Here is a 24,574-nt window from a genome sequence, read left to right as displayed (position 1 = left end):
TTTTCGTACTTGCTATTTTTGAATCATCAGAATGTCTTGAAATTTCCCCATCCTGTTCCACTTCACAATAAACACTATCGTTTGGACTATAATAGTCGAAACAATCCAACGGATATTCACAAGCATGAAATCCGGTTTCACAAGCCACCGCTTTTTCTGTTTTATATTCCTTTCCAACTTCATACTGAAAATCTCGACATGTCATATCTTTTTTAAATCCTTTAAATGTCTTCATAATGTTTTTCCTCCTCAATTATATTTCTTAAAATCTTGATATATTTTAATGGTTCCTTTTTAATTTCTTTTTCCAATCTATCTGTTGTCCAACACCAGTATTCTTCAAAATCATATGTAGAGTCATATACTGTTTTTCTTACCCATTCTAACAATTCCTTGTCCATATATTTCTCCTTTTCTAAACCACTTTCCATTAACTGCCTCTTTTTATTTTGTGGATTTTGCGATATAATCAACTTAGACGTTACTTACCTGAGTGTACTGTCAACTTCATTTCCCAAAGTCATGACAGTACACTCTTTTTGTAATTAATCGTCCTCGATTTCCAGATCATCGTATGTTTTCTGTATTATTTCCCTTATTTCACCCGCCATACGCTCTATTCTTTCCATTTTCTGTTCCATAATATATAAATCGTCGTAATTTACCGGTTCAACACTTGCTGCCAACACTTCTTTCGCATAGGTTATTAAATCCGCGGTTTCGTTATGAATCATGTTTAATTTTATACTCAGCATAATCACACCTCCAGTTTACATCGCCATTGTGAATGTATTTTCATACATATCTGTCCAAAATTCATTTCTTTCAGCATCATTTAAACTGTCATAGTAATAAGACATAAACATAGTGTTTACGTTCTTTGCCGTAACTTCTCCACCACCTCTCAAATTCTTTACCTTTGATAAATTCTTAAACAAGTCGCCGACTGTCATAATTCCGTTTCTCATCAACACATTTTCCGTTCTCTGTTTTAACTCAAGTTCCTTAACACTATCCTGAACGATTCTGTTGAGATGTCTAAAACTAAATCTCAACTTTCCATTATTAACTACCTTTACATTCTGTGTAATTATCTCCATATCTCTCTGAAAATCTGTCATATTTTTTCCTCCTTAAACTAATTCGTCACAAATTACATTTCCATTGTCATCATTTTCTATGTCTACAACTTCGTGTTTAATTCCCCACATATCTAGTAATTCCATTGTTGGTTCGGCATATCCACAGTCATAAAATCCCTCTATATCTTCCTTATCCCAATACTCATTAGGTTGTATATCATCGTGAGCAGCTTCATACCAAGCACCTATGCCAATTTGAATTGCTTTTTTCACTTCATCTGCCTTAGTTTCGTCATCAAACTTTATGACAAAATTACATTCGTTTTCGTCTGTATAACCTATAACCATTATTTGTCCTCCTTTATTATCCTTAGATTCTTAACACCTAGTTTCTCTTCTATTTCTGATATAGTCATTTCAGTTGGCTTATCATATAGTTCAATACCATCAAGTTTTATAAGATATACTTTTCCATTTTCCCACCAATTTGAAATCAAAGCACGTTTATAAACAGAATCTATATAAAGAACTATATATTTTTGTTCATCAGTAAAACAACACCTACGAAAATTACCATCATCACTGTATGCATAACGTATTACCCACATAAAATCTAATTCATTTTTACGTTCTTCAAACCACTCCTTACACGCAACAAATGAAAGTCCCCAATTAGTTACCCTTATAAAATCTCCGACTTTAATCATTATTCGTCCTCCTATCTTATACTTGGTTGACTATGTGTTTTAATTTATTCCTTTAGCCAATCACTATATTCCTTTAAAAATCTTGGTTTTATTTACCAACATATATCTTCTTGGTCTCTATCTTGCATTACACCACCAATAACACCAACGTGTCTGAACTTATAGCCTAATGCTTTATATCGTTCTTTTCCATCTTCTCGTGTAATATGAGTAATCTCTCCCCCAACCCATTTTCCAGTATCTTCGTCAATATAACCACCGTTAAATTCAAAGAAGATACTATTACGTCCTTCCATTGCAGCCTTTTTTATTTTATTATCAAAATACGCATATGCTTTCTCTTCGTGTTCCTTTCTGCCATTCTGATCCGCAAGCTTTTTCATTTCTAACGCCGTCATCATATTTTAATCTCCTTTCGCTTATCAAATGTTCGTTTTATTTATTCTTCAATTTCTATATCTTGTAATACTTCATCAAATGAATCTGCATAATCATAATATCTATCCAAATCTCTTCTGATATCATCTACGAGTTCATCTTCTAATATAGAATTACTTGAATAATCACTCATTTCTGATATGTAATTCCTCGCCCTATTTAATTCATCAATAAGATTGTTTATTAAATCTATTCCATTCATATTATTTACCTCCATTAAATATTCGTTTCCCTCAATTTCGTCATCTGTTGCCGAATACCATGCCCTAATTCCTGCGGTCACCGCCTCTTCTACCTTGTGTAAATCCGCCTCATTCTCAAATTTAACGGCAAAATTACAATCGTTACTGTCCGTATATGCTACTACCATATTCGTCCTCCTATCTTATATTTGGTTGACTGTGCATTTTATAATTTATTCCTTTTTACTCTTCAATATTACTGTAATCTACGATACATTCCACAAGTTCTCTGAAATACTTTAGCTCAGGATGATTTTCCCTTAACCACTCAAGTATTTCGTCATAATTTTCTTTTCCCTCATACCCAAATTCTTCACATATATCTTCGTATATATAGTCGTGATAATATATACCAAGTCTATCAACGATCTGTTCTATTGAATAAAAATCTTCACCTTCAATTCCGCCAAGATCTGCACCTTGGTTATCTATAAGTTGATATACCTTGCTACCTTCTCTATCCCTTGATGTTTCATAACAAAAATCAAACTCATTTAAAAATTCGCTCAAAAACATATTAATCATCTCCCTCTTCGATTATTACATCAAATAAATCTCTGCTGTCGTATTCATGCCACGCATCATCTGCCTTGTACTGTTCAATTCTGTCTTCTATAAACTCCTTTGCTTCGATTTCCGCCTCTTCTTCATCATCGAAATAATCCTCTACATCTCTTGAATCTCGCAGTTCCGTAGAATCATAATATACTTTGTAATAATACATACGTTCACCCCTCCTACCACACTTTTCTAATAAACTGATCTGTAATATCTTTAAATATTGCCGTTCCGCTATCTCCGGTTATATTCACTGCGTAATAACCATGTGGACAATATTCGTCAGGTTCGCCGTTTCCGTTTTCAAAAATCGGAATCGCATATTCTCCATAGTCGTCTTTTACATAGCGGATTTCCTTTAGTGCGTTGCCTGTTCCCGCATTTCTCGTAAGTCTGAGCGTCTCACAAATTGCTGTTAAAATTTCCTGTTTATTTTCCATATCAATTTACTCCTTTCTACTTTCCGTAAACAATTTCCTTGCGTCGTTTGTTAAACTCCTCACTTCTTTCGGCAAAATACTTGCCAATATCCGACACATATTCAACACATTCACAATACAGTTTCTGACTTTTGCTTTCCGTTCCCATAATCGCTGCATACGGATCAAATTCATTATTTGCCGTAAATTCAGCCATATAACTTTTGCACCAATCTAATTTTGCCAATAATTTTTCAAGTTCCATTCTTCACCCTCCTTAAAAAACCTCCTCTATAATTTCTAAGTCATCAGCTATGTTCCTTATGTAGTTCTCTGCATACTTCCTTGCGTTTTCCCCTACTTCTTCTTTAGCAATCATAGCTTTCTTTGCATTACGCCTGCTACTTTCCGCAATCATTGTGTATCCGTCACCGCCCATGTTGTAGTATTCAGGACAGAATACCTTTCCATATAGCCAACCACTATCATCATAAGTTCGTGTCAGTTCCACAACCTCACAATTAATAACATAACCGCCATTTCGCTTATCATATTCATCGGATACCCTAATTGCATCTGAGTTATAATATACCGGTTTGTTTAATTTAAAGAATCTCTCCATATTAAATCACCTCAATTACCTTTCCTTTGTACTGTGGATACGTTTTAATGATTGTCATTGTCGTCACAACCATTTCTTTTCTGCATGTAATACTGTTATACATCAGATGTAGTATCAACTTTGAATTTCCGTGATACCATGTTTTCGCTTCTTCATATGTAGGTTCATGTTTAGGGAAATCTGTTCCCCAAACAAAACCGTTTGCCTTACCCATCCATACTCTCTTTTCCCACAATTCCTTTGTGGAAACATCGTAAAATCCATAAACCATTAACTCGCCTCCCTTAACGCTTTAATTATCTTTAATCCGAATTCTCCCTTGACCGCATCATATCCAAGTTCTGTTTCATGTCTGCCACATCTTACCGCCCATTCTGTCTTACACCAAACTTCGTGGAACATATTCCACACAAAGTCTTCCCTTGTAGGTTTGTACTCAAGCGGAGATGTAAGGGAACTAACCCACTTATTTCCTACTGTTACAGTACATTTTCTGTCTTTGCATTCCAAACCATGTTTCACAAAATGGTCATACATAATCTTTAGCTTTGGTATGGTTACATACTGCCTTTCCGTTGACCAATGCTTTTTGTTTTCCTTGCACCAATCAATAAACTCCTCAAATGTGGTTTCGCTTAACTTCATACTTACCGCTCCCTTCTGTACATATCAATCACATCTCTTATTAATACCAGTCCAACTAATCTGATTTCCGAACACCATATGATATCCGTTTTCCGCTTTCTCCGCCTCTTCCCTTGTCGGGTAATCATACTCGTCACGCTCTCCGTTGTACCAAATAATTATTAGCCTATACACAGTTGCCACCACCTTTCTTTTATTTTCCTTATGTTACTATCAACACCCACAAGTTTTACCTTGTGGGCATTGTAGAAACACAAAGTTTTTTATGCTGTCATTTCGTAAACATTATCTGAAAGTTTATCTTCCGGAGAAACCACTGTTGCGTTGATTTCCTTTACCATATTCAGTAATTCCGAACCTTCGCCAATGTCCTTAGAAACTATTATTACTTCATGTATTGATGACGGAAGCACTATATATCCATCAGGAAACCTCTTCTCAAGTTCCTTTTTTGCAGCGATTATAGAAGCTGCTCCGTAACACTTTTCTTTATTTGTTACAACCCACATCTGCGGATTTTCTTCTTTGACGCCAAACAGCATTTCCATCATTCCCATAACCTCATAATCAAGGTTTTTAATTCCATCCCTAATCAATTTCTCTTTTGTAATTCCCCACTTCTCAAGCAACTCCTTAGTTACCTTAATAGATCCATTTTCCACAATACCCTCAATGTAAGGAACTAGAATTAAATCCGGGAATCCGTATTTTTTCGCAGTAGTCTTAATGTCGCCTCCTACTTCCTTGTTATATAGGCGGACTCTAATCTTGTCTTTTACCTTTTCATAATCATTAATCACATCAAAAATCTCCTCATTATAACCCGCTGGACAACTTCCTTCAAAACCTCTTACCATATCAATCGCCTCCTCAATTGTTCTTTCGTTTTCATAATACTCATCAATATAAACCACCGGTGACACTTTTGTTTCCGTAGGAAGCATTATTCCTATCTTAGGAACTCCGTTCTTTGTTACTTCCTTAACCTGTCCATTAACTGCCTTTGCTACTTCCTCTGCATAAAATCTCTTTTCCATAATTTTGTCCTCCGTTTATAATCTTATAAGGTATCCCTCAGCTTCAAGTTCCTCGATTCCCTTTGCGGTAACACTCAGCAAACCCCAATCCCATTCGTCTGTAGAATTGTGACAACTGCAGCCTCTACCACATTTGCGGTTAGCTTTGTATTCAAAAGAAAAGTTAACACCTTTTCCCCACTGTGCTTTTGTAACCGCTAACACGTCTCCCTTTGGCGTAATCAGGTAACCAAAGGAATCGTGACCTTTAATTGCATATGCGGTATAACCATTTTTCGCCGCATACTCTAATATTTTTCTAACCATATTAATTTCTCCTTTCTCTAACATCTTGCAGCTATAAAGTCGTTTGCCTTTGCAATTTCCATATCATCCATAAGACATTCAAAATGGATCAGGTTGAAGCAGTCACTTGTTTCGAATTTGATGTGATAATCTCGGCAGTATTCTTTAAATCTGCCCGCAGTTTCCTTTGCCAATTCCACATTTACCCATCTTTTCATATGTTTTCCCTCCTTAGTAAATCCATTTTCCCTTGTCAACATTCCAAATTGCCCCATTGCCGTCCTGATATTCATCATTGATGTCATAGTCATATCTCAGACATCTATCACCACCAAACACGATTTCCTTTTCCGTTCCCTTGTCCATTGCATAGCGTTCTCTAAATCCGCCTTTCGCATACGCCTTATTTCTCTCATTCATCATAATGCCACCACCCTTCTATAAAGTGCCCCCGCTTCCGAAGCGCAACAATCGTCGTTTGCATTTTCCACAAAGTCTTTCAGATAATCCGCCAACCCTTTGCGGTCGTTATAAAGTTCCATTGTGGTTTCCCTCACGCAGTCCTCAATATCCGCATCATACAATTCGTAGTAATCCCACGTTTCCATAAATTCCACAATTTCCCTTGCCAAGTCGCTCATTTTTTATTTCCTCCTTTTTACATAATGCCCACTTCAACCATGCTGCAATATCCGTTGCGACTTACAATGATATGGTCTAGTAGGTCTAAATTCAGCATCTTTAACGCATCCTTTAACTTTTTTGTTATCACAATATCATAATCACTTGGGTTTAAATCTCCACTTGGGTGATTGTGTGTTAATGCGCAACTAACACCGCCCACCAAAAGCATTAACTGGGCGATTTCCCTTACCGGCACAATAGATCTATTTATGCTTCCCGCACTGATTTCGCTTACGCAAATCGGTTTATTTGCCCCGTCAAATACCACCACTGTAACCACCTCTTGCGCTCTTTCGGGCATTTTCATTGCCCTTGTTATTTGATAGATACAATCGGGCGTTGTTACTTTTCTCCGCCTATCCACCACATAGTTTGTCTTTTCCATAACTACATAAGGTGTTTCGTCCTCGCTGAGATATACAGTAGCTTTGTTAATGTTTCCCATTTCCGCCACCTCCAATTTCTCGCATACTAATTATTTCTCGCTTGTCCACAACCTTTATAAATCCGCTCGGCATCCGACAATACATCATATTCGGACGGTCAAACGGAATATGGATATGGACACAACGAATTGTTTCCCTTTTCATTTCCGCCCCTACTCCATAGGCAATTACGATTTCTGTCATATGTACTCCTTTCTTGATTGGGTTTTTGTTTCCATTTTCGGCAACAAGGCGTTCTCAGTTCCTTGTTACCGACCTATGAAGACAAAACAACTCGTTACCACTCGTAGCTATTTAATAATTGTGATTAATCCGCAACGTTTCATTTCGCACAGCCAATCATCAAATTCGCCATATTCTGACTTGTCGATTTCTGTTGCGTAATAGGACATTAAACCTACAATGTCCATTTCCTTTTCCTTGTATCCCTTAAAATCAGTACAATCTAATTTATATTTCGGCATTTTAATTCCCTCCTTCTATGATTCCTATTATTTCGTTTCCGTTTTCACTCCATATAGGGATTATCATTTCTCCGATTTCCCTTTTATCACTATCATAATAAGCCCATAAATTTCCGTTTGTATCTTCAATAGTGATTCGGTAATTTCCATTTGCATTTTCACAAGAAACCACCTTACAACTTTCTGTTTCCGTTTCTGTTTCCCTAATCCATGTAAATACATTCCATGGAGCATACTTAGGTTTTTCGTTTCCGTTGTTTATCACAGTATCTATATAACTTGCACCAACCCATATAAGTGGAATCAAGCAAGTTATATAGATTATGCATTTCTTTTTCATCATAATTAATTCCGTCCCTTCTGTCAACGTTAAATTATTTCTCTTACCGCAACCATTATCCGGGAAACTTCCGCTTCCGTTTTGCTTGCGTTAATCTGTGTGATGAATTTTTTCACCACAGTTTCAGGCTTGCAACATAACAGTTCCCTTGTTGCTGTCCTTGCAAATTGCCTATACATTTTCAGATCTCTACTCATATTTTTTCCTCCTTTGTGTTATATGATAACCATGATTATTTTCAGAATAAATTTCTTTATACATTTCCCTTTTTATAAAGTCTTTATCGTTATAACTTAACATGGTAGACTTAGGGAGTTTTACCTTACTATATGAAAACACTTTTCCATTATGTTTTAATGCCCACGCCCGAGCTTCATTAAAAGAACGGCATGATTTTACTTTCATGCCGTTTACCTTGATAATATACATCAATATGTCACCTCCATTATCCCATAAATTGTGCAATTATATGGGATATCTTTCCACGCTAAATCTGTCGCAGTTTCCCTATCTGGTGCATAAACATACCCAAAATCCATAGCTTCATCTCTCTCATACGGACTTACATCATCATAACACCACGAATATTCCCATTTCTTTTGCATAATATTACCTCGCTTCCCTTTAAAAATTAGACAAGATGTCTGTATAGATACCGTTATAATTCCGTAGAATTCCCTTTTATTAGGTTGCAACACCTAACACCACCCTTTACACGGTTGCTGGTCAAGGATATACAGAGCGTATTCTCGCTTTCGCTCGATACCATCTTGTCTTATTAGTGTGATAGGAATCGAACCTATTTGATTACTCGTCAAACTTTCATCAAGTATACCACAAAAAATGCAGACTCAATTACTGTCTGCACATTGTTTTATACCACACCAACATTTGGTACTGTCGTTATTATCCCACTTTATCTCACACCTTTATCGTGTTTATTGTCGCTATGGTGACTTATACACCCACTTTACTCGCATACAAGTACGTCATTCGACTTTGAAACCCACTATCCCCGACAACAGTTACGGTCATAGCGGACGGACTTCCACCGTAGGCATAATTATATCATGCCCGGATACAAAATCTACGTGGTTCAATAGTATCCCACGCTTCCACGCAATTGCAGCTTATTATCCTCGCCACTGCTTTATTCGCCTTAGTCGCCCATATCTCAGGACATACAATCGTGACGGTCGTATCTGTACGTTCCCAACTACCGTCTTACACCTCATTCAGGCATACACCAACCCTTACGAAAAAGGACAATTTGAGGTAGCGTTTATCTAGGGTAACCGCACCCAGTTTTCGCTACAACACGCTTTATATCTCGCCACCCAAACCACGCTAAAAAAACATGATCCACTATGGGTAACTTCACATATTCCGAGACTTACCACCTCGTGTCACATTTTGCACATGTTTGCGAACACACGCAAAATAGACCAACGCCGAACGTACACCATACACCCACAACAAAGCCCTTAGGGACGCAATCCCGTGCGTTTACATACACGGCTTATCCTCAAAGTCAGATTCGTATCCTCAACAAATACATACGCAACAACACCTAAATAAGCATGTTATAACGTGCGCTGACATTCGCCAATTCAACTACCACGACCACGACATTACTCTGCCGATACTGCCACCACAAAAAGCGGTAGACCTTCACGTAGTAATACACCATACGTCAATATCTCATGACGACGCAATATGAATTTTTCAAGGTACAATCGCACCAAACTTCACCCTAAAAAGGGAACGCTTACGCCCGAATAATGCACGTTCACAAACGGGTCAAGGATACTTGCACGTCAAAGCGTGTAGACATACACTTGGCAATCCCTAACAGCCTTGGATACTTGCACGACAAAAGCGTGTAGACATCGATATTCGCCATTCTTATGCACCAAAAGCGCAAACTATAAAGTTTTCAATGTGCTACCGCTGACCGCCTTTTATTGACGGTCGGCACGCTCAGAGCCTAAAGCCTATTTATAGTCGCTCTGACGACTTAAAAATATCGGTTTGTGGTTATGGTTTAAGCGTTCTTTTTAGCCTTTTCGGCACACTTGCGGACATAATCCGCAAACTTAGTGCTATTAAATGCAGACTTATTGTTGTCGTAAATCTTGCGCAGAATAGCCTCAGAAAAAGCCTTAGGTGCAAGTGCGTCAATAATCTTTCCACTCTTTACGGCAGAACTACCCTTGCGGAAACGGTCAGCATTGACCATATAGTGCTGAACGTTTTCAGCGGTAGCGTCAGCAAGCCCAAACTCAACAAAACGTTTAGCAAGTGCGTCAGCGTATGCAAGATAAGCGTCGTCCGTTGGATTAAGGACGTACTCAGCATAAGCCTTATATAGCGCACTATCCTTGTTGTTAAACAGTGCCACACCGTCAGCGATAGCCTTGTCTGTAGCCGTAACCATAGCATTATATGGCGCAATAAGCTTATTATAAGTCGCCTTGTTTGTAGCAAGTGACTTTTCAATGTCAGACTTTGAGCGCACAATGCCCTCAGTCTGTCCGAGTGCAAGCTTAATAAGTTCTTCTTCATCCGTGCGGATACAGTCAGAATATGACTTTGTAGCTTTTTTAGCCTTGTCAAGCTCGATAGTACGGTCAAAAGTCGCACCAAAATAAGCGCTAATGACGTTACGTGTAGCCTTGAAAGTAGTTGCATTGAATTGAATTTTTGTAGTTTTCATAAAAGACCCCTTTTCTCCCACTGATAGCCGTGGGCGCAAAATATTTGTGATATAGTGATAGATATAGTTATTTCATAAAAACCACAAACCGATATTAAGTTGAAAATGTGCAGTCAAGGAATTTTCTAAACAATCCGCAAGCCCTTGTGAGTGGTTCGTGTTCCTTGTTTGATTGTAGCTTTAGAATAGATGAACCATGATAAACTGCAACCACCCGGTAAACCCTTGTAAAATAGCCATTTTACCAAACTTTAAAGAGGGAACTTTCCGGCTGCTGACATAATAAATAGGGGGGTATTTTTCACGAAAAAACGTTGTTTTTTTGCCTTAATCATACAAGCTATTTCACATTCACACTTCCCAAATTTTCCCTTTCAAACCCACAAAAAAAGAGCCATTTCTGACTCTTGGGGAAAATCGGGGAAAATATCGAAGCAAGGGGGATTTTTCATATAAAATATTAATATATATTGTAGGGCGGGAAATTTCGTATAAGGGGGCGGGGGCGAAATAATGGGGCGAAATTCCTAATCATTATGGGCGATGAGGTGTTTGCGGATCATGGCGTCTTTGCGGTCGATGGCTTCGTTGAGGCGTTTTATTTGGGAATCTTTAAACTGAATTTGTTCTTTATAGAAGCGGAGCTGCTCCTTGTAGAATTCTTCGGTTTCTTGGTGGTGGGCGTCCTTGCGGGCGAGGCGGGCTTGGAGTTGGGTGATGATTTCCTCTTTAAGGTCGAGGCGGGTTTGGAGGATGCGGGTGTCGAGATCATCATCTGTGGGTGGGGGCGAGAGAACATTGATGATGGGGCGGAGAACCTTGTTATAGTCGTGGTCGTGGTGGCGGGTTGTGGAAAAAACTAATTTAATAGTACTGAGGGAGACGGCTTCACCATTTTCTTCGGTACGGGTGGCGATCTCCTGATAAGTAATATTTTTTTCAAGGCGAAGAGCTTTTAACTCTTCTATCAACTCCTGCTTTTTTATATTAACCAATTTTAACCTCCTTTTAAACTTTACTAACCGGGGAAAACTAAATATTATTATACAAGAAAGGAAATACGATTGACAAGGGGTGTTGGAAAGAGTATAGTATGAATCGAACAGATGTACGATTGGAGGTATGGGGAGAAATGAATAAATTAATAAAATGGATTAATGATGGAGATAGCATATGGATTAGGATTCGAGAAGGAGATGTTTTTCAGTTACAGGCAAATTTGATAGTGGATGCATTGGTAATGGAGGGAGATGTTATTAACATTGGTGCAGGTGATTTAGATATATGGATTAAAGAATCGGAGATTCGGGAATTACCGGAAGATAATATAATACAAGTAGGAATGTTTGAGATGGGAGTATAGTCGTTGACAAGGCTATACTCCTATGTTATATTATGGGTGAAAGGAGGAAATTAATATTAAAATGAGGTGATTTTCTTAGATAAGGGTGACAAGATCAGGGGCTTCGTAGGTGTTTCTCCGAGAGGTAGACGATATATAGATAGGCGGATTTGCCAAAAATCCCCCATTTTTCGCCAAAACGCCACACAGAAAATGACGAAAAAATCGCTCAAAATTCACAGATAATGACGAAAATCACAAAAAATGACGAAGATTATGAACAAACTATGAACAATAGTCTGACAATTTAAAAAGGAGATTTCATTGAAAGAGACATGGATTAATTATAATACTGGTGAAATGAGAAATGATTTGATTTTCCCAGAAGAATTAAAAAAAAGACAAAAGAAAAAGGAAAATCAAATAAAGGGATATGAATATGTCCAAAAAGAAATTTTACCATTTCCTACTTTTCTACAGGAGGAATATGGTAATTTTATACATACTAGATATTTGGCTTTATTGGACAAATTAGATTATGATGTTGCTACTGCTTTTAGATTTGTATATTTATGTACCTATATGAATTATAATGATGGATATATAATTTGGAATAATAAAAAAATAAACAATTCTTGTTTGCAACATATCTTTAATGTTAATCAGAATACAGTAACTAAAATCAAAAAGAAACTATACGAAATGGAATTAATATTTACAGACGAAAATAATAATATATATGTTAATAATGAGTATTGTTATAAGGGGGATGTTTCTGGAAATAAATTATATAAAAATCATTTTACTCGTATATTTAATGACAGTATTAGGGAATTATATAATAAAACCCCGGATCCTAGAGAACATCGTTCATTGGGGAAACTTCTGCTGCTACTGCCCTACATTAACGTCTTCCACAATATTATCTGTCTAAATATTAAAGAAAAAGATATAGAAAAATTAATACTACCGAATTCGGCACAGATGGATGAAATACTTCATATAAGCTCTAGGAATTATATAAGGCAGATGTCGGAATTGCTGAGTATTGAAGTTGCTGGCGAACCTGCAATACTAGCTATTAATCACAAGAACGTTAGAATGTATGCAGTTAATCCTCGAATATATTACGGGGGTACTAAGTTAAGTGATGTGACGACACTTAGCGAATATTTCAAGGCTAAGGGCGGTCTTGATTAAATATGTTATAGGAGGGTGCATTGTGAATATATCTAAAGAATTATTTTCCGAATGCATTAGATCATTAGAGTCAATAACCCACGACTAAAGTCGCAGGCTTGTAAAAGCTTTTATTGACTAGCCTAAGTTCTTCGAGAACTGCGTTATTTTTGTTATCATACCCGTGGGCGTTTGCTCTAACTCACGGCTCTATGGAGGCTCTGTAAACAGTTCTGATGGGTAGGAACAGTCAACCTCGGTACGGCTATAGCAAGCGATTATAACATTGGCGAAGGGCAACTAACTCAGGAATAGGAGATAAATTATATGTTAGTTTATGTACTAAACAAAAATGAAAAACCATTAATGCCTTGTAATCCAACAAAGGCAAGAAAATTGTTAAAACAAAATAAAGCAAAAGTATTAAGAATTGAACCATTTACGATCCAATTATTATATGGAAGTAGTGGTTATAAACAAAATATTACTCTTGGAGTAGATGCTGGAAGCAAACATATTGGATTGTCAGCAAGTACACCAATAAAAGAATTGTACGCTGCCGATGTAGAACTTAGAAATGATATTGTAGATTTGTTATCTACTCGTAGACAAAACAGACGAACTCGTAGAAATCGAAAAACAAGATACAGAAAATGTAAATTTTTAAATAGAGTTAAGTCAAAAAATAAAGGATGGTTAGCTCCATCTATAGAGAACAAAATCGATGCTCACTTTAAGAGTATAGCACAAGTAAATAAAATACTACCAATAACAAATATAGTAGTCGAGACAGCAAGTTTTGATATCCAGAAGATTAAAAATCCAGAAATCTCCAGCAAACAATATCAAGAAGGTGATCAATTAGGATTCTGGAATGTAAGAGAATTTGTGTTATGGAGAGATAATCATACTTGTCAATGTTGCAAAGGTAAGTCCAAAGACAAAATACTTAATGTGCATCATATAGAAAGCCGTAAGACCGGTGGTGATGCCCCAAACAATCTTATTACGCTATGTGAGACATGTCATACAGGTTATCATAAAGGAACTTTAAAATTGCCATCGTCCATAAAAAGAGGTGCGTCATTTAAGGATGCTACTTTCATGGGGGTCATGAGATGGAGTTTCTATAATAGACTTAAGAAATTATATTCAAATATAAGTATGACATATGGGTATATTACAAAGAATACTCGTATAGAAAACGGTTTACCAAAAGAACATTACATTGATGCGCTGTGTATATCTGGACATCCTAAAGCTAAACAACTTGATTACTATTATTATCAAAAACAGGTTAGGCGTAACAATAGACAGATATATAAAGCAAATATATTAAAAGGAGGTAAGAAAAAATTAAATCAAGCTCCACGGTATGTAAAGGGATTTCAACTATTTGATAAGGTAAAGTATGATGGTGATTCTTATTACATATTCGGAAGAAGAAGTAACGGATATTTTGATATTCGAAAACTTGATGGTACAAAAGTTAATAATGGTAGTATTAATTATAAATATCTTAAAAGATTAGAAAGTAGAAGAAACATGTTAACAGAAAGGAGAAGCCGTTCTCCTCTCATGACTGAAGTCACGAGTCTCCGAACGGTATAATTAGAATGAAGGATTAAAACAAATAGCATAAATAATAATAAATATAAGAACCGTAGGAACTACGGGGATAGCCCGGTAATGAAGTAGACGTTGGTTTGCTAGTCCCGGGAACCATGTGACTTTAGTCATGTGAGGTTCAGGAGTTATGGAATATAATTATCACAAAGGAGTAAATTAACCATGAGTGAATACGGACTAAAAATCCAGAACTACTCTGCCGGTTCAATATTTGAAGTTGAACAGGGGGTACGTTATAGGTATGACACCAAAAATGCAATGTTAACAAATAGTCTTTTCAAGGACTTTTTAATAGATAATGGACTTAAGGTATGGAAAGGCGAATCTACTCGTGACATTATCTGTATAGAATTTAAGTATGGGTCAAGATCCTATGAAGAAGAAATAAAACACATAAATAAACTAGCAGTACAAAATCGACTCGAACGTAAAAGAATACGTTCTCATGGAATAAAACATCAGATTGAAAGTGTGGAAAATAGAAAACATCAGATTGCCAGACTTCGCCAACAGGCTGAATTAAATAAAGATAAATATGTAAAAAAATCTGCCGATGAACTTAGAATAGATTTTTACACTAAAGGCGTAACTATAAAATATCCAAAATATAACAAGAAGACTAACTCTTACGATTATGAGAATGTATTATATAAAATGTTGTATAGAACCCCGGGAAAAGCAAAGAAAGGTAGTTGTATGTTTATTCGTTCGGGACTTTATAAAAAGGCTCACGATTTTTTATGGATGGGATTGAAACTCCCAAAAAAGAATGCGCCTATAGTTGAAATCGGCGCATATTCCTCTCTCGTTACTAGTTCAATAGAAGGATATGTAAAGGTTGAACCTGAGAATATATTAATACTTAAAGACGTTGATTCGTTCTTTAAAACAAAAGTTTTAAGTGTGGAACTTGATGAAAACAAGCATTGTAAAGCTGTTGAAAAAGATAATTATGAAGTAAAAAATACTTTATTCGATGGGCAGGCATTAATAGATACTAGTGTATTTCCGGAATGGGGAAACGGATATATATTGTTAAGACATCACTTTTTTAAGGCCGCAGCATTTCATACAAAGATACAAGATTATTTCAAGGATTACTTTGGGGATAAATATGAAACCGCCACAGTTACAGATATGTGGGGTAATGAGCATTTGGCAAAAGAGATCAAATTAATAACAACTGATAATGCCTGTAAATTTCTAAAATTCAAGGATACTACGTATGAATATTGGTCAAACAAGGTTCGTGAAAATGGATGTAAGTTCGGCATAGTAAAAACTGCACATGCCAGTAAACTCGGAGACAAACAAAGAATGAGTTATCAGATGGTCAACGCTTTGAACATCAACACAATGCCGGAAGTATTGTCTGACAGTATAGCGTACATAGTTAAACTTAAAAATAACGATGAGGAATTTCTTAACTATCTGCGTAAGAATGCAAATTTTTCAAATGACTATCAGGTATTATTGGCATTGTGTGAGCAAAATCCCGCATTTATAAATTGTGATTATTTTCGTGAAAGACGAACAGATATTATATATTCTTACACTAAAGAAATAAAAGTTGGGCATGTAATACAGAATGCGGACAACTTGGTTATTGTTGGTAATCCGTATGGTATGCTGCTCCACTCTGTTGGTGAGGATGCATTAAGTGATCCTACGTTTGAACATGAAGATGGATGCATACAGTGTTATACCGGGCGATTTGCTGACGGAGAATATCTGGCGGAATTCAGATCACCATTTAATAGTAGGGCAAACTTGGGATATGTTCATAATCATTATCATCCGTTGCTATTTAAATACTTTAATTTAGGAACTCAGATTATTGCGGTTAATATGATTAGCACTGATTTCCAAGCGAAAAACAATGGCAGCGATCAGGATAGCGACCAAGTCTATGTAACAAATGAAAAAAGTATTGTGGAACACGCTAAGTATTGTTGCTCACACTATCCTACCGTAGATAATAATATTCCTATGGAAAAAAATATTTATAGTAGAGATCTAATTAATTTTGCTACTATAGACAATAAACTGTCGGCAGCTCAATTAGATATAGGCGAATCTTCTAATGTCGCACAAATTGGATTGAGTTATACATATAATGATTTTGGAAAAGAATTCGAACACCTTGTAGATGTATTGGCGGTATTGGCGCAGTGCAGTATAGATAATGCCAAGAAAACTTTTGATGTAAACATTCATTCTGAAATTCAGCGAATAAAAGAAAAAATGAATATAAAGGAATTTGGTTATCCGGCATTTATGGGAGAAATAAAACCTGAGATACGTAAGAAGGTAAATCCAAATATAGTTTGTCCTATGAATGCAGCGTTTAGAATTAAAACAAAGAAAAGGGTATATGACTCTCCTGCTATTCCAATTTCCGAGTTTTTTTCACCGGCAAAAAACTGTGTTGATATAAAAAAATCAAGAGCTATTGAGAAATATATAGAAAAATATAATTTGAAATTATTAGGTTTTAGAAAAGAAGTGAATAACGAAAACGAATATGATTTAGATAATTGGCTTCTTATTCGTAATGATTATGATGAATTAATTGCGGATCTTAGAAAAATTACATTGTCTGGAAAATATCAGGGGTTAATGAGTTGGCTTATAAACAGAGCCTTCATAATGACGCCGGAATTAAAAAGAAATAAAAAAATTGTAAATACAAAATTGAATAAAAACAGACCGCTTCTGCTTAAAGTTTTATATGATATTAGCCCAAAAACCTTCTTAAAATGCTTTAAAAACTACCCTACTTGATTAATTTAATCCTTAAAAAACCTATGGAAATCCCTTGTTTTTTGACGATGGTCATAACCTTCTTCTGAGAAACATGAGGGATTTCCTCTGAAAAGGAGTGATTAAGCTGCGAAGTATAATGACTGACAATCTTAATGTATGTTATTTTTGTGGCGCAACTGAGAACGTGGATCTTCATCATTGCGTTCATGGAAAAGACTGGCGAAAGCTAAGTACTCAGTATCACCTTTTAGTGGGGTTGTGTACACAATGTCACAGGGGCAAAGATGGTGTACATGGAAAGTTTGGACAGGAAAAGGATTTACTATTAAAAAGCGAAGCACAATTAGCGTGGGAGGCAAGACGTGTAAAAAGGAAAAAGTCAACTCCCGAAAATGTTAGACAAGAATGGATAGATATTTTTCAGCATAATTTTGTTGCTGAATATAATGAGTTAATGGAAAGAAAGGAACAAAAGGAAAATGAATAATAAGGAATTTATAAAGAAGATTGCGGCGGAGACCGGATATAGTCAGGGGAGTATAAAGGAAGTATTTGAGGCTGCGGAGGCAGTACTGATCGAACAGTTAAAGACTGATGATGAGGTAAAAGTAATCAAGGGAATTACAATTGTGCCACATGTTCAGGATGCTCATGTTATCCCTAATCCGTTTAGTGGCGGAACAACTGAAGTTCCAAAGAGAAGAATTATTAAGGCTAAATTTAGCCAGTCTCTTAAAGATGTAGTAAAAGAATGCTAACCCTCCTATAACATATATATAGCCCGACTGTAAAAACGGTCGGGTGATTTTTTTTGAGTGAAAGGATAAAAATATAATGGTAGAAGTTACAAAATCAGAAGTTAATTTTTTAGAAGGTAAAGGTTGTAGATGGCACGAAGAAATTTTTTCCACGGTTAATAGAAGACATTATTATGCTGTGGAAATTCCGTGGGTGATTAATTATTTACAGAAATATAGGAAGGAAGTGACATCTTGACCGAATTAAAAAGACTTACCGGAGAATCTGATGAGGAAGTTGTTTTTCGTATTTGCCAAGATAAAGATGAACTTGGCACTTGGGCTGAGGTGGCAGATATATTAAACAATATACTTGGTTTTGAATATACCGAATCAAAATATAGAAAACAATATCAGGCGTTTGAAAAAATTCTTAATGCTAATAAGAAACATATATTTAGCAATGAGTTTGTAGATAGTATAGACGAAAAGAGACATGAATTATATATGGAGCGTCAGCGTCTTAGTGACGAACGTACTTCACTAAATCGACAGCTTAGGGAAAATGCTCGTAGTGATGCGAATTATGAAATACTTATAGACGCTATAAAAAACTCTGCTCTCTCTTCTCTCCCACCTATAGAAGACAATCTTATGATTGTTCCGGGGGTGGAGGATATGATTGTAGTACTTTCAGATTTACATATAGGCTTAAACGTGTCAAATAATTTTGGAGAATATAATATTGATATTGCTCGAGATAGGCTTGGGGATTATAGAGATGAAATAATTAAAATTCAGAAATCCAAGTGTTGTCAGAATGTCTATGTGGTAATTCTTGGGGACTTAGTCAACGGTTCAATTCATAGTACTACACGATTAGAGAATAGAGAAAATACGATTCGACAGACACAGATTGCTGCAGAACTTATAACTAATTTTGTTTATGAAATTGCCGGTAACTTTGAAAAAGTCTATATAAATAATGTTGCAGGCAATCACAGTCGTATTGGCTTGAAAGATGATGTTTTGCGAGATGAGCGATTAGATAATATTATACCGTGGTATATGAAAGCAAAATTAGAACATATAAATAAAATTATATTTATGGATCAGTATAATGTTGATCCTACAATTGGAGACTTTTCAATTAGAGGAAATAAAATCGTAATAGTACATGGAGACTATGATACATTCAGTGAGTCTGGAGTTGCCAAGCTAACAATGATGCTTAGGTACATTCCAGACATTATTATTATGGGGCACTTACATCATTCGGAATTTACGAATGTGGCAGACGTGGACATAGTAAGAAGTGGAAGTCTTTGTGGGGCATGTAACGATTATGAAGTCTCAAAACGAATATATGGAAAACCGCAACAGATGGTTTTAACAATTGGAGATGAAGGCATTACTAGCTTTTATCCTATAAAATTCAAATAGAAAGGACTGATATTCAAAAATGAGTAATAGCAGTTTGGTAGATTATACAGACATAACATCACACAAGACAAGTCCTCGTATGGATAAGATTAGAAAGATTACTATTCATCATATGGCAGGAAATCTTAGTGTTGAAGAGTGTGGGGAAGTTTTTCATAACAGAGATGCTTCCACTAATTACGGAATCGGAAATGATGGAAGAATTGGTTTATATGTAGATGAGTGCGATAGAGCATGGGCAACAACCGATCCTGATAATGACCATCAAGCTATAAATATAGAACTTGCTAATGATGAGATTGGCGGAAATTGGCACGTTTCTGATAAAGTTATTAATAGGTGTATTGACTTATGTGTTGATATTTGCAAGCGTAATGGAATTGAGAAGCTAAACTTTACAGGCGACGAAAGTGGTAACTTAACAATGCACTGCTATTTTATGGCAACAGCTTGTCCGGGATCTTACCTTAAAACAAAATTTAAATATATAGCTGACAAGGTAAATGAAAGATTAGGTTCGACACCTATCCCGAAGCCTAATGGTGATATGTGGGCGGGAGCATATCCTTCTCTTCCTGAGAGAGGATATTATCTTACCGGTGATGGATATAACACATATGTTGGTTATCAGAATGATATTAAATTAATTCAGCAGTATCTTAATTGGGCTATAGACGCAAAGCTTGAAGTGGATGGTTATTATGGAAACGCAACTACGAATGCGGTTGAGTCATTCCAAAGAAAAGTTGGTTTAACTGCTGATGGATCGTATGGTAAAGACACTTTAAGTGCTGCGAAAAAATATAAAAAGAATTCTGCTTCCAAAAAATATTCTGGCGCTCTTCCGACGAAAGATTTAGTTCCGGGTAGTGTTGGCTTGCAGGTAAAAGACTTACAAAACTTTTTAAATTGGTATGGAAACTACGGTTTAGAAATAGATGGAAGTTATGGAAAATTAACAACTTCCGCCGTGAAAAATTTCCAAACATCAGAAAAAATTTTAGTTGATGGTATGTTTGGAATTCAAAGCAGAACAACTGCAAAAAAATATACATAGTAAATAATTGATTCTCAAATATATCATGCCCTCTGCTGTCTTCGGACAGGCTAGTGAAAGACGGCATTGACTTGTATGGTTAATGTGTAACGATTAGACATGCGTGTCGAAAGTTTTAACTGCGAAAGGCGATAGATATATTGGAAACTTAAGGTGTCAAAAATGGCTTGTTAATCTACTATTATTGCATTAACACGTCATTTTTGGCACTTTATAGAGCAGGCATAAAACTTCTCAACCTTTAGCATAGGGGAGTGTCATTATAAAGTGTTGAATATCTCTAATGGGATATTAGTATGATTAAAAGGATGGTGAAATTGTGGCTACGAAGACCATGAGAAAAATCGGTGAAAAGTCAACTGGTTCAACTAGTGATAAAATCACCGGACTTAAAGATATTAGGGAACAAATAGATAAGATAGAAAAATTATTTCAAAAGCTAGAAGATAAAGATCAACTTCAGTGTTTGGAAATTCTCGGTGTTGGTTCAAAGTATTATACGTGTCAACATTGTAATAAGGTAAAAAAGAAAAGTGATTTCTACTCTTCTACCGCTCCAAATTGTGCAAGTCAAATAACTGATGGATGTAAACAGTGTGCTGCTGACATCGCAATGCCGACGGTACATGGAGAAAAGCAACAGCCAACAAAAAAAACAGTTGACGATGCTTGTTATTTTCTCGATAAGCCAATGCTTGATTCATTGTGGGATGCTTCATTACTTGAGGCTGCTAATCAAGCAACCGGAAAAGTAAAGTCTAATGTGTGGACAAGCTATATAAAAAATGCTGCTATGCCACAGTATTATACATATACATATAGGCAGTCTGATAATTATACTGGTGGTATGTTAAGTATCGAGAATTTGGCAGAAGATGCTCTTCCAAAAGATCAAGAAATACTTGAGCAGTTTGAAAAGAATAAGAATGACGTATTACGGTTGTTAGGTTATCTTCCTTTTGAAAAAGAGAAATTAGCCGACCAACCGTTTTTATATTCTCAGCTAATCGGATTCTTAGATTCTGATGAAAATGGTAATGATGATATGATGAGAACCTCATCTATTATCAGTATTGTACGTGGATTCTTACAGATAAATCAGATTGATGATATGGTTGCTGATTTAGTACAAGATCCGAGAAATGCTGAAAAAAACATTGCTACGGTTAAGGCTCTTCAAGAGATGAAAAAGAATATAACTATGAATGTTACTAAACTCGCAGAGCAAAGTTGTATTTCGCTTAAAAATAGTAAAAATTCAATTAAGGGTGAAAATACGTGGACTGGTAAGTTGAAGAAAATTAAAGATTTAAATCTTCGAGGATCGGAAGTAAATGGTTTTGATATTGATACATGTCGTGGTATGCGACAAGTTCAAGAAATATCTGATGCTTCAATAATGAAACAATTGGCTCTTGATGAATCGGAATGGTCTGATATGGTAGCAGAAATGAGAGTTATGAATCAAGAACTTAGACAAGAACGTGACCAATATAAAGAAATAAATAGAATACTTCTTCGAGAAAATCTCGATCTTAAGGATTATCTTGAAGAGAATAAATTAGATTCAAATATGGAATATATAAATTTACAAGAAGTTTATTCTGTATTTGGTGATATGGAGGAGGAAGACGCAGATGAGCAAGATACTTCTTCCAAGTGATATGGATTTACCATATGATAAGGATTTTTATCAAGACTATGGTATATTTGTAAAACCCATAAATTATCCCATGTCCACGAGAAAGATTGAGGCGTTGTTAGAAATATCTAAAATGCAAAAATACTTTCAATGCAATCCTTTGAAGTGGATAGATTTGATGTACAATATTGAGATGTTGGATTGTCAAGCATTGATTATTCAACGTGCTTGGAATTGTCCAAATGTCTTGGTAACCGCCAGCCGTGGTATCGGAAAAAGTACAACCATAGATGTTATATTAATGTCTAAGGATAGTTTATTTTGTAATTACTGGTGTTATATAGCAAGCGGTTCTGGAGATCAGGCACAACAGACATTCATGACTTTGGAAAAATTAGCCAATGATAATATTGATGAAATGCAAGGTTCTACTGGAAAACTGTTTAAAGATGAAATAGTAATTCCAAATGCTAGTGGAGACGGTTTTAGTCACAATCCAAATGGATTTACATATAGTACGTATAATGGATCCACTACTAAGACATTAAATTCCAATATAGACGCCAAAAGAGGTCGACCCTAGGAGATGGTTTTTGCCATCTCTTTTTTATTATTTGATTATACATAAAGGAGAAAAAATAATGATAAAAATAAATGGATGGAATAACGAAGAAATAAATTATCTAAAAAAAAACTATGCATCAAAAACCAATAAACAACTTGCAAACGAGTTACAGAAAACGTATCACTCTGTAGCGTATGTTGCCAATAAACTTAAGTTGGTAAAACAACCTCATAAGTCTTGGACTAATGAGGAGGACAATTTTCTAAAAGAGCATTATATCGAGATGACTTCTGCTGAAATAAGTAAAATTTTAAACAGAACTATTCATTCAATAAATGCTCGTCGAGATGATTTAGGATTAATACGTAGTGCTAATTGGACTATTGATGAAGAAACATTTTTAATTGAAAATTATAATAATATGTCATATGCAGAAATAGGGAAAATATTAAAGCGTACCGAAGGAGCAGTTGACGCTAAGTGTTTTGACATGGGACTGTATAAAAAAGAAAAACCTTGGGAGCAATGGGAATATGATTTTGTGAAAAATAATTATTATGAAATGCCAACAAAGGAAATTGCGGAATACTTGAATAGGACTCCAAGTGCTATTAAGTTAAAAGCACAACGTTCTGGAATGAAGAAATATCCGTATTATTGTGATTATAAGTTTTTTGAAACCATAGATACCGAAGAAAAAGCGTATTGGTTAGGTTTTTTAACGGCAGACGGATGGATAAATAAAAACACAGAAACTGGTTCAGGGACTACGGGAGTGGAATTGCAATATGGGGATATAGGGCATTTAAAGAAATTTAATAAATCTTTAAATGGTAACTACAGAATTACAGACAGATGGAGACCTTGCGCTATATCATCTTCTGACCCAAATAAAAAAAATCATATGTGCGTCTTAAGAATTTTTTCTAGAACAATGTATGAATCATTGGTCAATCTAGGGTTTACTAATAATAAATCTTTTGATAGTTATATACCTAGTATTCCGGAGAATTTGCAACGACATTATATTAGAGGGTATTTTGATGGTAATGGAACAATAAGTGTGTCCAATAATCATATCAATGTACAATTTTGCACAGCTTCATCAAAGTTAAAAAATGGACTAATTGAGATATGTTTAAATAATAATATCGATCTTAAAGATTATAATTATTCAAATGAGAACAATATTATTGTTTATCGTCCTGAGGCTACATCTCTAAAAAATAAATTAGCATTACTTGATTATATGTATGAAGATGCGAATGTATATTTAGCCAGAAAATACAAAAAATATTTAAAAGCAAAACGAATTTATAGAACTAAAGTATCGTGAGCCTCGCCTACCAGAAATGGTAGGAATTTTAATAAAGTGCTGAAAAAATCGGGAAAGCTGGAATGCCAATCCGAGTGGAAGGCTACATTTAAAAGTGTAGTCACACGCAGAGCATAGGAAGTGAACCTGCACAAGCAGAATATAATCTTCCCACGAGTCAGCGCCACCTGACCATTAAGTTGAAGGTGAAAAG

At 35.7% G+C, this 24,574-nt stretch carries 39 protein-coding genes; 11 read left to right on the top strand and 28 right to left on the bottom strand.

The genetic code is table 11. The features are described 5' to 3' along the window. The 28 genes from B5D25_RS11315 to B5D25_RS12750 all read right to left on the bottom strand — a co-directional run. The coding region (locus B5D25_RS11315) for a DUF7666 domain-containing protein (protein WP_423230470.1) at window positions 1-235 on the bottom strand (235 nt) is incomplete at its 3' end. Next, window positions 222-431 (bottom strand): hypothetical protein, encoded by a 210-nt coding sequence (locus B5D25_RS11310; RefSeq protein WP_078788077.1) that lies wholly within the window; start codon window positions 429-431, stop codon window positions 222-224. The genes B5D25_RS11310 and B5D25_RS11315, both read right to left, overlap by 14 nt. Window positions 432-545: 114 nt before the next feature. Then, the gene (locus B5D25_RS11305; protein ID WP_078788076.1) at window positions 546-755 is read right to left on the bottom strand and encodes a hypothetical protein; all 210 of its coding nucleotides are present in this window, start codon (window positions 753-755) and stop codon (window positions 546-548) included. A gap of 15 nt (window positions 756-770) precedes the next feature. Then, complete coding sequence (locus B5D25_RS11300) at window positions 771-1,121, bottom strand: DNA-directed RNA polymerase subunit alpha C-terminal domain-containing protein (protein WP_078788075.1); 351 nt, start codon at window positions 1,119-1,121, stop codon at window positions 771-773. A gap of 12 nt (window positions 1,122-1,133) precedes the next feature. Further along, window positions 1,134-1,430 carry a hypothetical protein gene (locus B5D25_RS11295; protein ID WP_078788074.1) on the bottom strand — a complete coding sequence of 99 codons (297 nt, stop codon included), beginning with the start codon at window positions 1,428-1,430 and terminating at the stop codon, window positions 1,134-1,136. Continuing rightward, complete coding sequence (locus B5D25_RS11290; protein ID WP_078788073.1) at window positions 1,430-1,789, bottom strand: hypothetical protein; 360 nt, start codon at window positions 1,787-1,789, stop codon at window positions 1,430-1,432. The genes B5D25_RS11295 and B5D25_RS11290 overlap by 1 nt, the downstream gene beginning before the upstream one ends. Before the next feature lie 92 nt (window positions 1,790-1,881). Then, entirely contained in the window at window positions 1,882-2,190 is a 309-nt protein-coding gene (locus B5D25_RS11285) for a hypothetical protein (protein WP_078788072.1), read from the bottom strand. 38 nt (window positions 2,191-2,228) lie between these two features. Further along, window positions 2,229-2,597, bottom strand: a complete 369-nt coding sequence (locus B5D25_RS11280; protein ID WP_078788071.1) for a hypothetical protein — start codon at window positions 2,595-2,597, stop codon at window positions 2,229-2,231. A gap of 55 nt (window positions 2,598-2,652) precedes the next feature. Next, window positions 2,653-2,985, bottom strand: coding sequence for a hypothetical protein (locus B5D25_RS11275; protein WP_078788070.1), 333 nt, complete (start codon window positions 2,983-2,985; stop codon window positions 2,653-2,655). 1 nt (window position 2,986) lies between these two features. Beyond that, on the bottom strand, window positions 2,987-3,193 hold the full coding sequence (locus B5D25_RS11270) for a hypothetical protein (protein WP_078788069.1): 207 nt from the start codon (window positions 3,191-3,193) through the stop codon (window positions 2,987-2,989). A gap of 13 nt (window positions 3,194-3,206) precedes the next feature. After that, window positions 3,207-3,467, bottom strand: a complete 261-nt coding sequence (locus tag B5D25_RS11265; RefSeq protein ID WP_078788068.1) for a hypothetical protein — start codon at window positions 3,465-3,467, stop codon at window positions 3,207-3,209. Window positions 3,468-3,483: 16 nt separating this feature from the next. Beyond that, window positions 3,484-3,711, bottom strand: coding sequence for a hypothetical protein (locus B5D25_RS11260; RefSeq protein WP_078788067.1), 228 nt, complete (start codon window positions 3,709-3,711; stop codon window positions 3,484-3,486). 12 nt (window positions 3,712-3,723) lie between these two features. Further along, window positions 3,724-4,068 (bottom strand): hypothetical protein, encoded by a 345-nt coding sequence (locus B5D25_RS11255; protein WP_078788066.1) that lies wholly within the window; start codon window positions 4,066-4,068, stop codon window positions 3,724-3,726. Window position 4,069: 1 nt separating this feature from the next. Further along, entirely contained in the window at window positions 4,070-4,339 is a 270-nt protein-coding gene (locus tag B5D25_RS11250) for a hypothetical protein (protein ID WP_078788065.1), read from the bottom strand. Continuing rightward, window positions 4,339-4,713, bottom strand: a complete 375-nt coding sequence (locus B5D25_RS11245) for a hypothetical protein (protein ID WP_078788064.1) — start codon at window positions 4,711-4,713, stop codon at window positions 4,339-4,341. The genes B5D25_RS11250 and B5D25_RS11245 overlap by 1 nt, the downstream gene beginning before the upstream one ends. A gap of 263 nt (window positions 4,714-4,976) precedes the next feature. After that, on the bottom strand, window positions 4,977-5,750 hold the full coding sequence (locus B5D25_RS11240; protein ID WP_078788063.1) for a DUF5688 family protein: 774 nt from the start codon (window positions 5,748-5,750) through the stop codon (window positions 4,977-4,979). A 15-nt stretch (window positions 5,751-5,765) separates the two neighbouring features. Further along, a complete protein-coding gene (locus tag B5D25_RS11235) occupies window positions 5,766-6,056 on the bottom strand; it encodes a hypothetical protein (RefSeq protein WP_078788062.1) in 291 nt (96 codons plus the stop codon). 17 nt (window positions 6,057-6,073) lie between these two features. Next, a complete protein-coding gene (locus tag B5D25_RS11230; protein ID WP_078788061.1) occupies window positions 6,074-6,253 on the bottom strand; it encodes a hypothetical protein in 180 nt (59 codons plus the stop codon). Window positions 6,254-6,266: 13 nt separating this feature from the next. Then, the gene (locus tag B5D25_RS11225) at window positions 6,267-6,458 is read right to left on the bottom strand and encodes a hypothetical protein (protein WP_078788060.1); all 192 of its coding nucleotides are present in this window, start codon (window positions 6,456-6,458) and stop codon (window positions 6,267-6,269) included. Then, entirely contained in the window at window positions 6,455-6,676 is a 222-nt protein-coding gene (locus B5D25_RS11220) for a hypothetical protein (RefSeq protein WP_078788059.1), read from the bottom strand. Before B5D25_RS11220 ends, B5D25_RS11225 begins: the two co-directional genes overlap by 4 nt. Before the next feature lie 17 nt (window positions 6,677-6,693). After that, on the bottom strand, window positions 6,694-7,164 hold the full coding sequence (locus B5D25_RS11215; protein WP_078788058.1) for a JAB domain-containing protein: 471 nt from the start codon (window positions 7,162-7,164) through the stop codon (window positions 6,694-6,696). Between the two features lie 291 nt (window positions 7,165-7,455). Further along, window positions 7,456-7,629 (bottom strand): hypothetical protein, encoded by a 174-nt coding sequence (locus B5D25_RS12920; RefSeq protein WP_159444164.1) that lies wholly within the window; start codon window positions 7,627-7,629, stop codon window positions 7,456-7,458. Window position 7,630: 1 nt separating this feature from the next. Continuing rightward, the gene (locus B5D25_RS11205) at window positions 7,631-7,972 is read right to left on the bottom strand and encodes a hypothetical protein (RefSeq protein ID WP_078788056.1); all 342 of its coding nucleotides are present in this window, start codon (window positions 7,970-7,972) and stop codon (window positions 7,631-7,633) included. A 26-nt stretch (window positions 7,973-7,998) separates the two neighbouring features. After that, window positions 7,999-8,166, bottom strand: coding sequence for a hypothetical protein (locus tag B5D25_RS12915; protein ID WP_159444163.1), 168 nt, complete (start codon window positions 8,164-8,166; stop codon window positions 7,999-8,001). Further along, on the bottom strand, window positions 8,159-8,398 hold the full coding sequence (locus B5D25_RS11200) for a hypothetical protein (protein ID WP_078788055.1): 240 nt from the start codon (window positions 8,396-8,398) through the stop codon (window positions 8,159-8,161). The genes B5D25_RS12915 and B5D25_RS11200 overlap by 8 nt, the downstream gene beginning before the upstream one ends. Then, complete coding sequence (locus B5D25_RS12910) at window positions 8,398-8,574, bottom strand: hypothetical protein (protein WP_159444162.1); 177 nt, start codon at window positions 8,572-8,574, stop codon at window positions 8,398-8,400. The genes B5D25_RS11200 and B5D25_RS12910 overlap by 1 nt, the downstream gene beginning before the upstream one ends. Before the next feature lie 1,439 nt (window positions 8,575-10,013). Then, window positions 10,014-10,724, bottom strand: a complete 711-nt coding sequence (locus B5D25_RS11190; protein ID WP_143000674.1) for a hypothetical protein — start codon at window positions 10,722-10,724, stop codon at window positions 10,014-10,016. A 488-nt stretch (window positions 10,725-11,212) separates the two neighbouring features. Further along, a complete protein-coding gene (locus B5D25_RS12750) occupies window positions 11,213-11,680 on the bottom strand; it encodes a hypothetical protein (RefSeq protein WP_143000675.1) in 468 nt (155 codons plus the stop codon). Between the two features lie 137 nt (window positions 11,681-11,817). Between B5D25_RS12750 and B5D25_RS11180 the strand changes: the two genes are divergently transcribed. The 11 genes from B5D25_RS11180 to B5D25_RS11130 all read left to right on the top strand — a co-directional run bounded on the left by B5D25_RS11180 (window position 11,818) and on the right by B5D25_RS11130 (window position 24,381). After that, window positions 11,818-12,048, top strand: coding sequence for a hypothetical protein (locus B5D25_RS11180; RefSeq protein WP_078788051.1), 231 nt, complete (start codon window positions 11,818-11,820; stop codon window positions 12,046-12,048). Between the two features lie 303 nt (window positions 12,049-12,351). Continuing rightward, window positions 12,352-13,227: a hypothetical protein gene (locus B5D25_RS11175; RefSeq protein WP_078788050.1), complete on the top strand. Its 876-nt coding sequence runs from the start codon at window positions 12,352-12,354 to the stop codon at window positions 13,225-13,227. Window positions 13,228-13,533: 306 nt separating this feature from the next. Next, complete coding sequence (gene iscB, locus B5D25_RS11170; protein WP_078788049.1) at window positions 13,534-14,817, top strand: RNA-guided endonuclease IscB; 1,284 nt, start codon at window positions 13,534-13,536, stop codon at window positions 14,815-14,817. Between the two features lie 180 nt (window positions 14,818-14,997). After that, entirely contained in the window at window positions 14,998-17,619 is a 2,622-nt protein-coding gene (locus B5D25_RS11165) for a hypothetical protein (RefSeq protein ID WP_242870245.1), read from the top strand. Between the two features lie 118 nt (window positions 17,620-17,737). Continuing rightward, window positions 17,738-18,088 carry a hypothetical protein gene (locus B5D25_RS11160; RefSeq protein ID WP_078788048.1) on the top strand — a complete coding sequence of 117 codons (351 nt, stop codon included), beginning with the start codon at window positions 17,738-17,740 and terminating at the stop codon, window positions 18,086-18,088. Beyond that, the gene (locus tag B5D25_RS11155) at window positions 18,081-18,359 is read left to right on the top strand and encodes an HU family DNA-binding protein (RefSeq protein WP_078788047.1); all 279 of its coding nucleotides are present in this window, start codon (window positions 18,081-18,083) and stop codon (window positions 18,357-18,359) included. The genes B5D25_RS11160 and B5D25_RS11155 overlap by 8 nt, the downstream gene beginning before the upstream one ends. A gap of 234 nt (window positions 18,360-18,593) precedes the next feature. Continuing rightward, the gene (locus B5D25_RS11150; RefSeq protein ID WP_078788046.1) at window positions 18,594-19,781 is read left to right on the top strand and encodes a metallophosphoesterase; all 1,188 of its coding nucleotides are present in this window, start codon (window positions 18,594-18,596) and stop codon (window positions 19,779-19,781) included. A 19-nt stretch (window positions 19,782-19,800) separates the two neighbouring features. After that, window positions 19,801-20,838, top strand: coding sequence for a peptidoglycan recognition protein family protein (locus tag B5D25_RS11145; RefSeq protein WP_078788045.1), 1,038 nt, complete (start codon window positions 19,801-19,803; stop codon window positions 20,836-20,838). A gap of 319 nt (window positions 20,839-21,157) precedes the next feature. After that, window positions 21,158-22,501, top strand: a complete 1,344-nt coding sequence (locus B5D25_RS11140; RefSeq protein ID WP_078788044.1) for a hypothetical protein — start codon at window positions 21,158-21,160, stop codon at window positions 22,499-22,501. Continuing rightward, the gene (locus B5D25_RS11135) at window positions 22,476-23,063 is read left to right on the top strand and encodes a hypothetical protein (RefSeq protein WP_078788043.1); all 588 of its coding nucleotides are present in this window, start codon (window positions 22,476-22,478) and stop codon (window positions 23,061-23,063) included. The genes B5D25_RS11140 and B5D25_RS11135 overlap by 26 nt, the downstream gene beginning before the upstream one ends. 58 nt (window positions 23,064-23,121) lie before the next feature. Beyond that, entirely contained in the window at window positions 23,122-24,381 is a 1,260-nt protein-coding gene (locus B5D25_RS11130) for an LAGLIDADG family homing endonuclease (RefSeq protein ID WP_078788042.1), read from the top strand. Window positions 24,382-24,574: the final 193 nt, after the last annotated feature.

The sequence above is a fragment of the Eubacterium ruminantium genome (assembly GCF_900167085.1).
Taxonomy (GTDB): domain Bacteria; phylum Bacillota; class Clostridia; order Lachnospirales; family Lachnospiraceae; genus Eubacterium_Q; species Eubacterium_Q ruminantium.
Note: the sequence above shows the minus strand (reverse complement) of the source record. Positions and strands in the feature narration are given on the sequence as shown.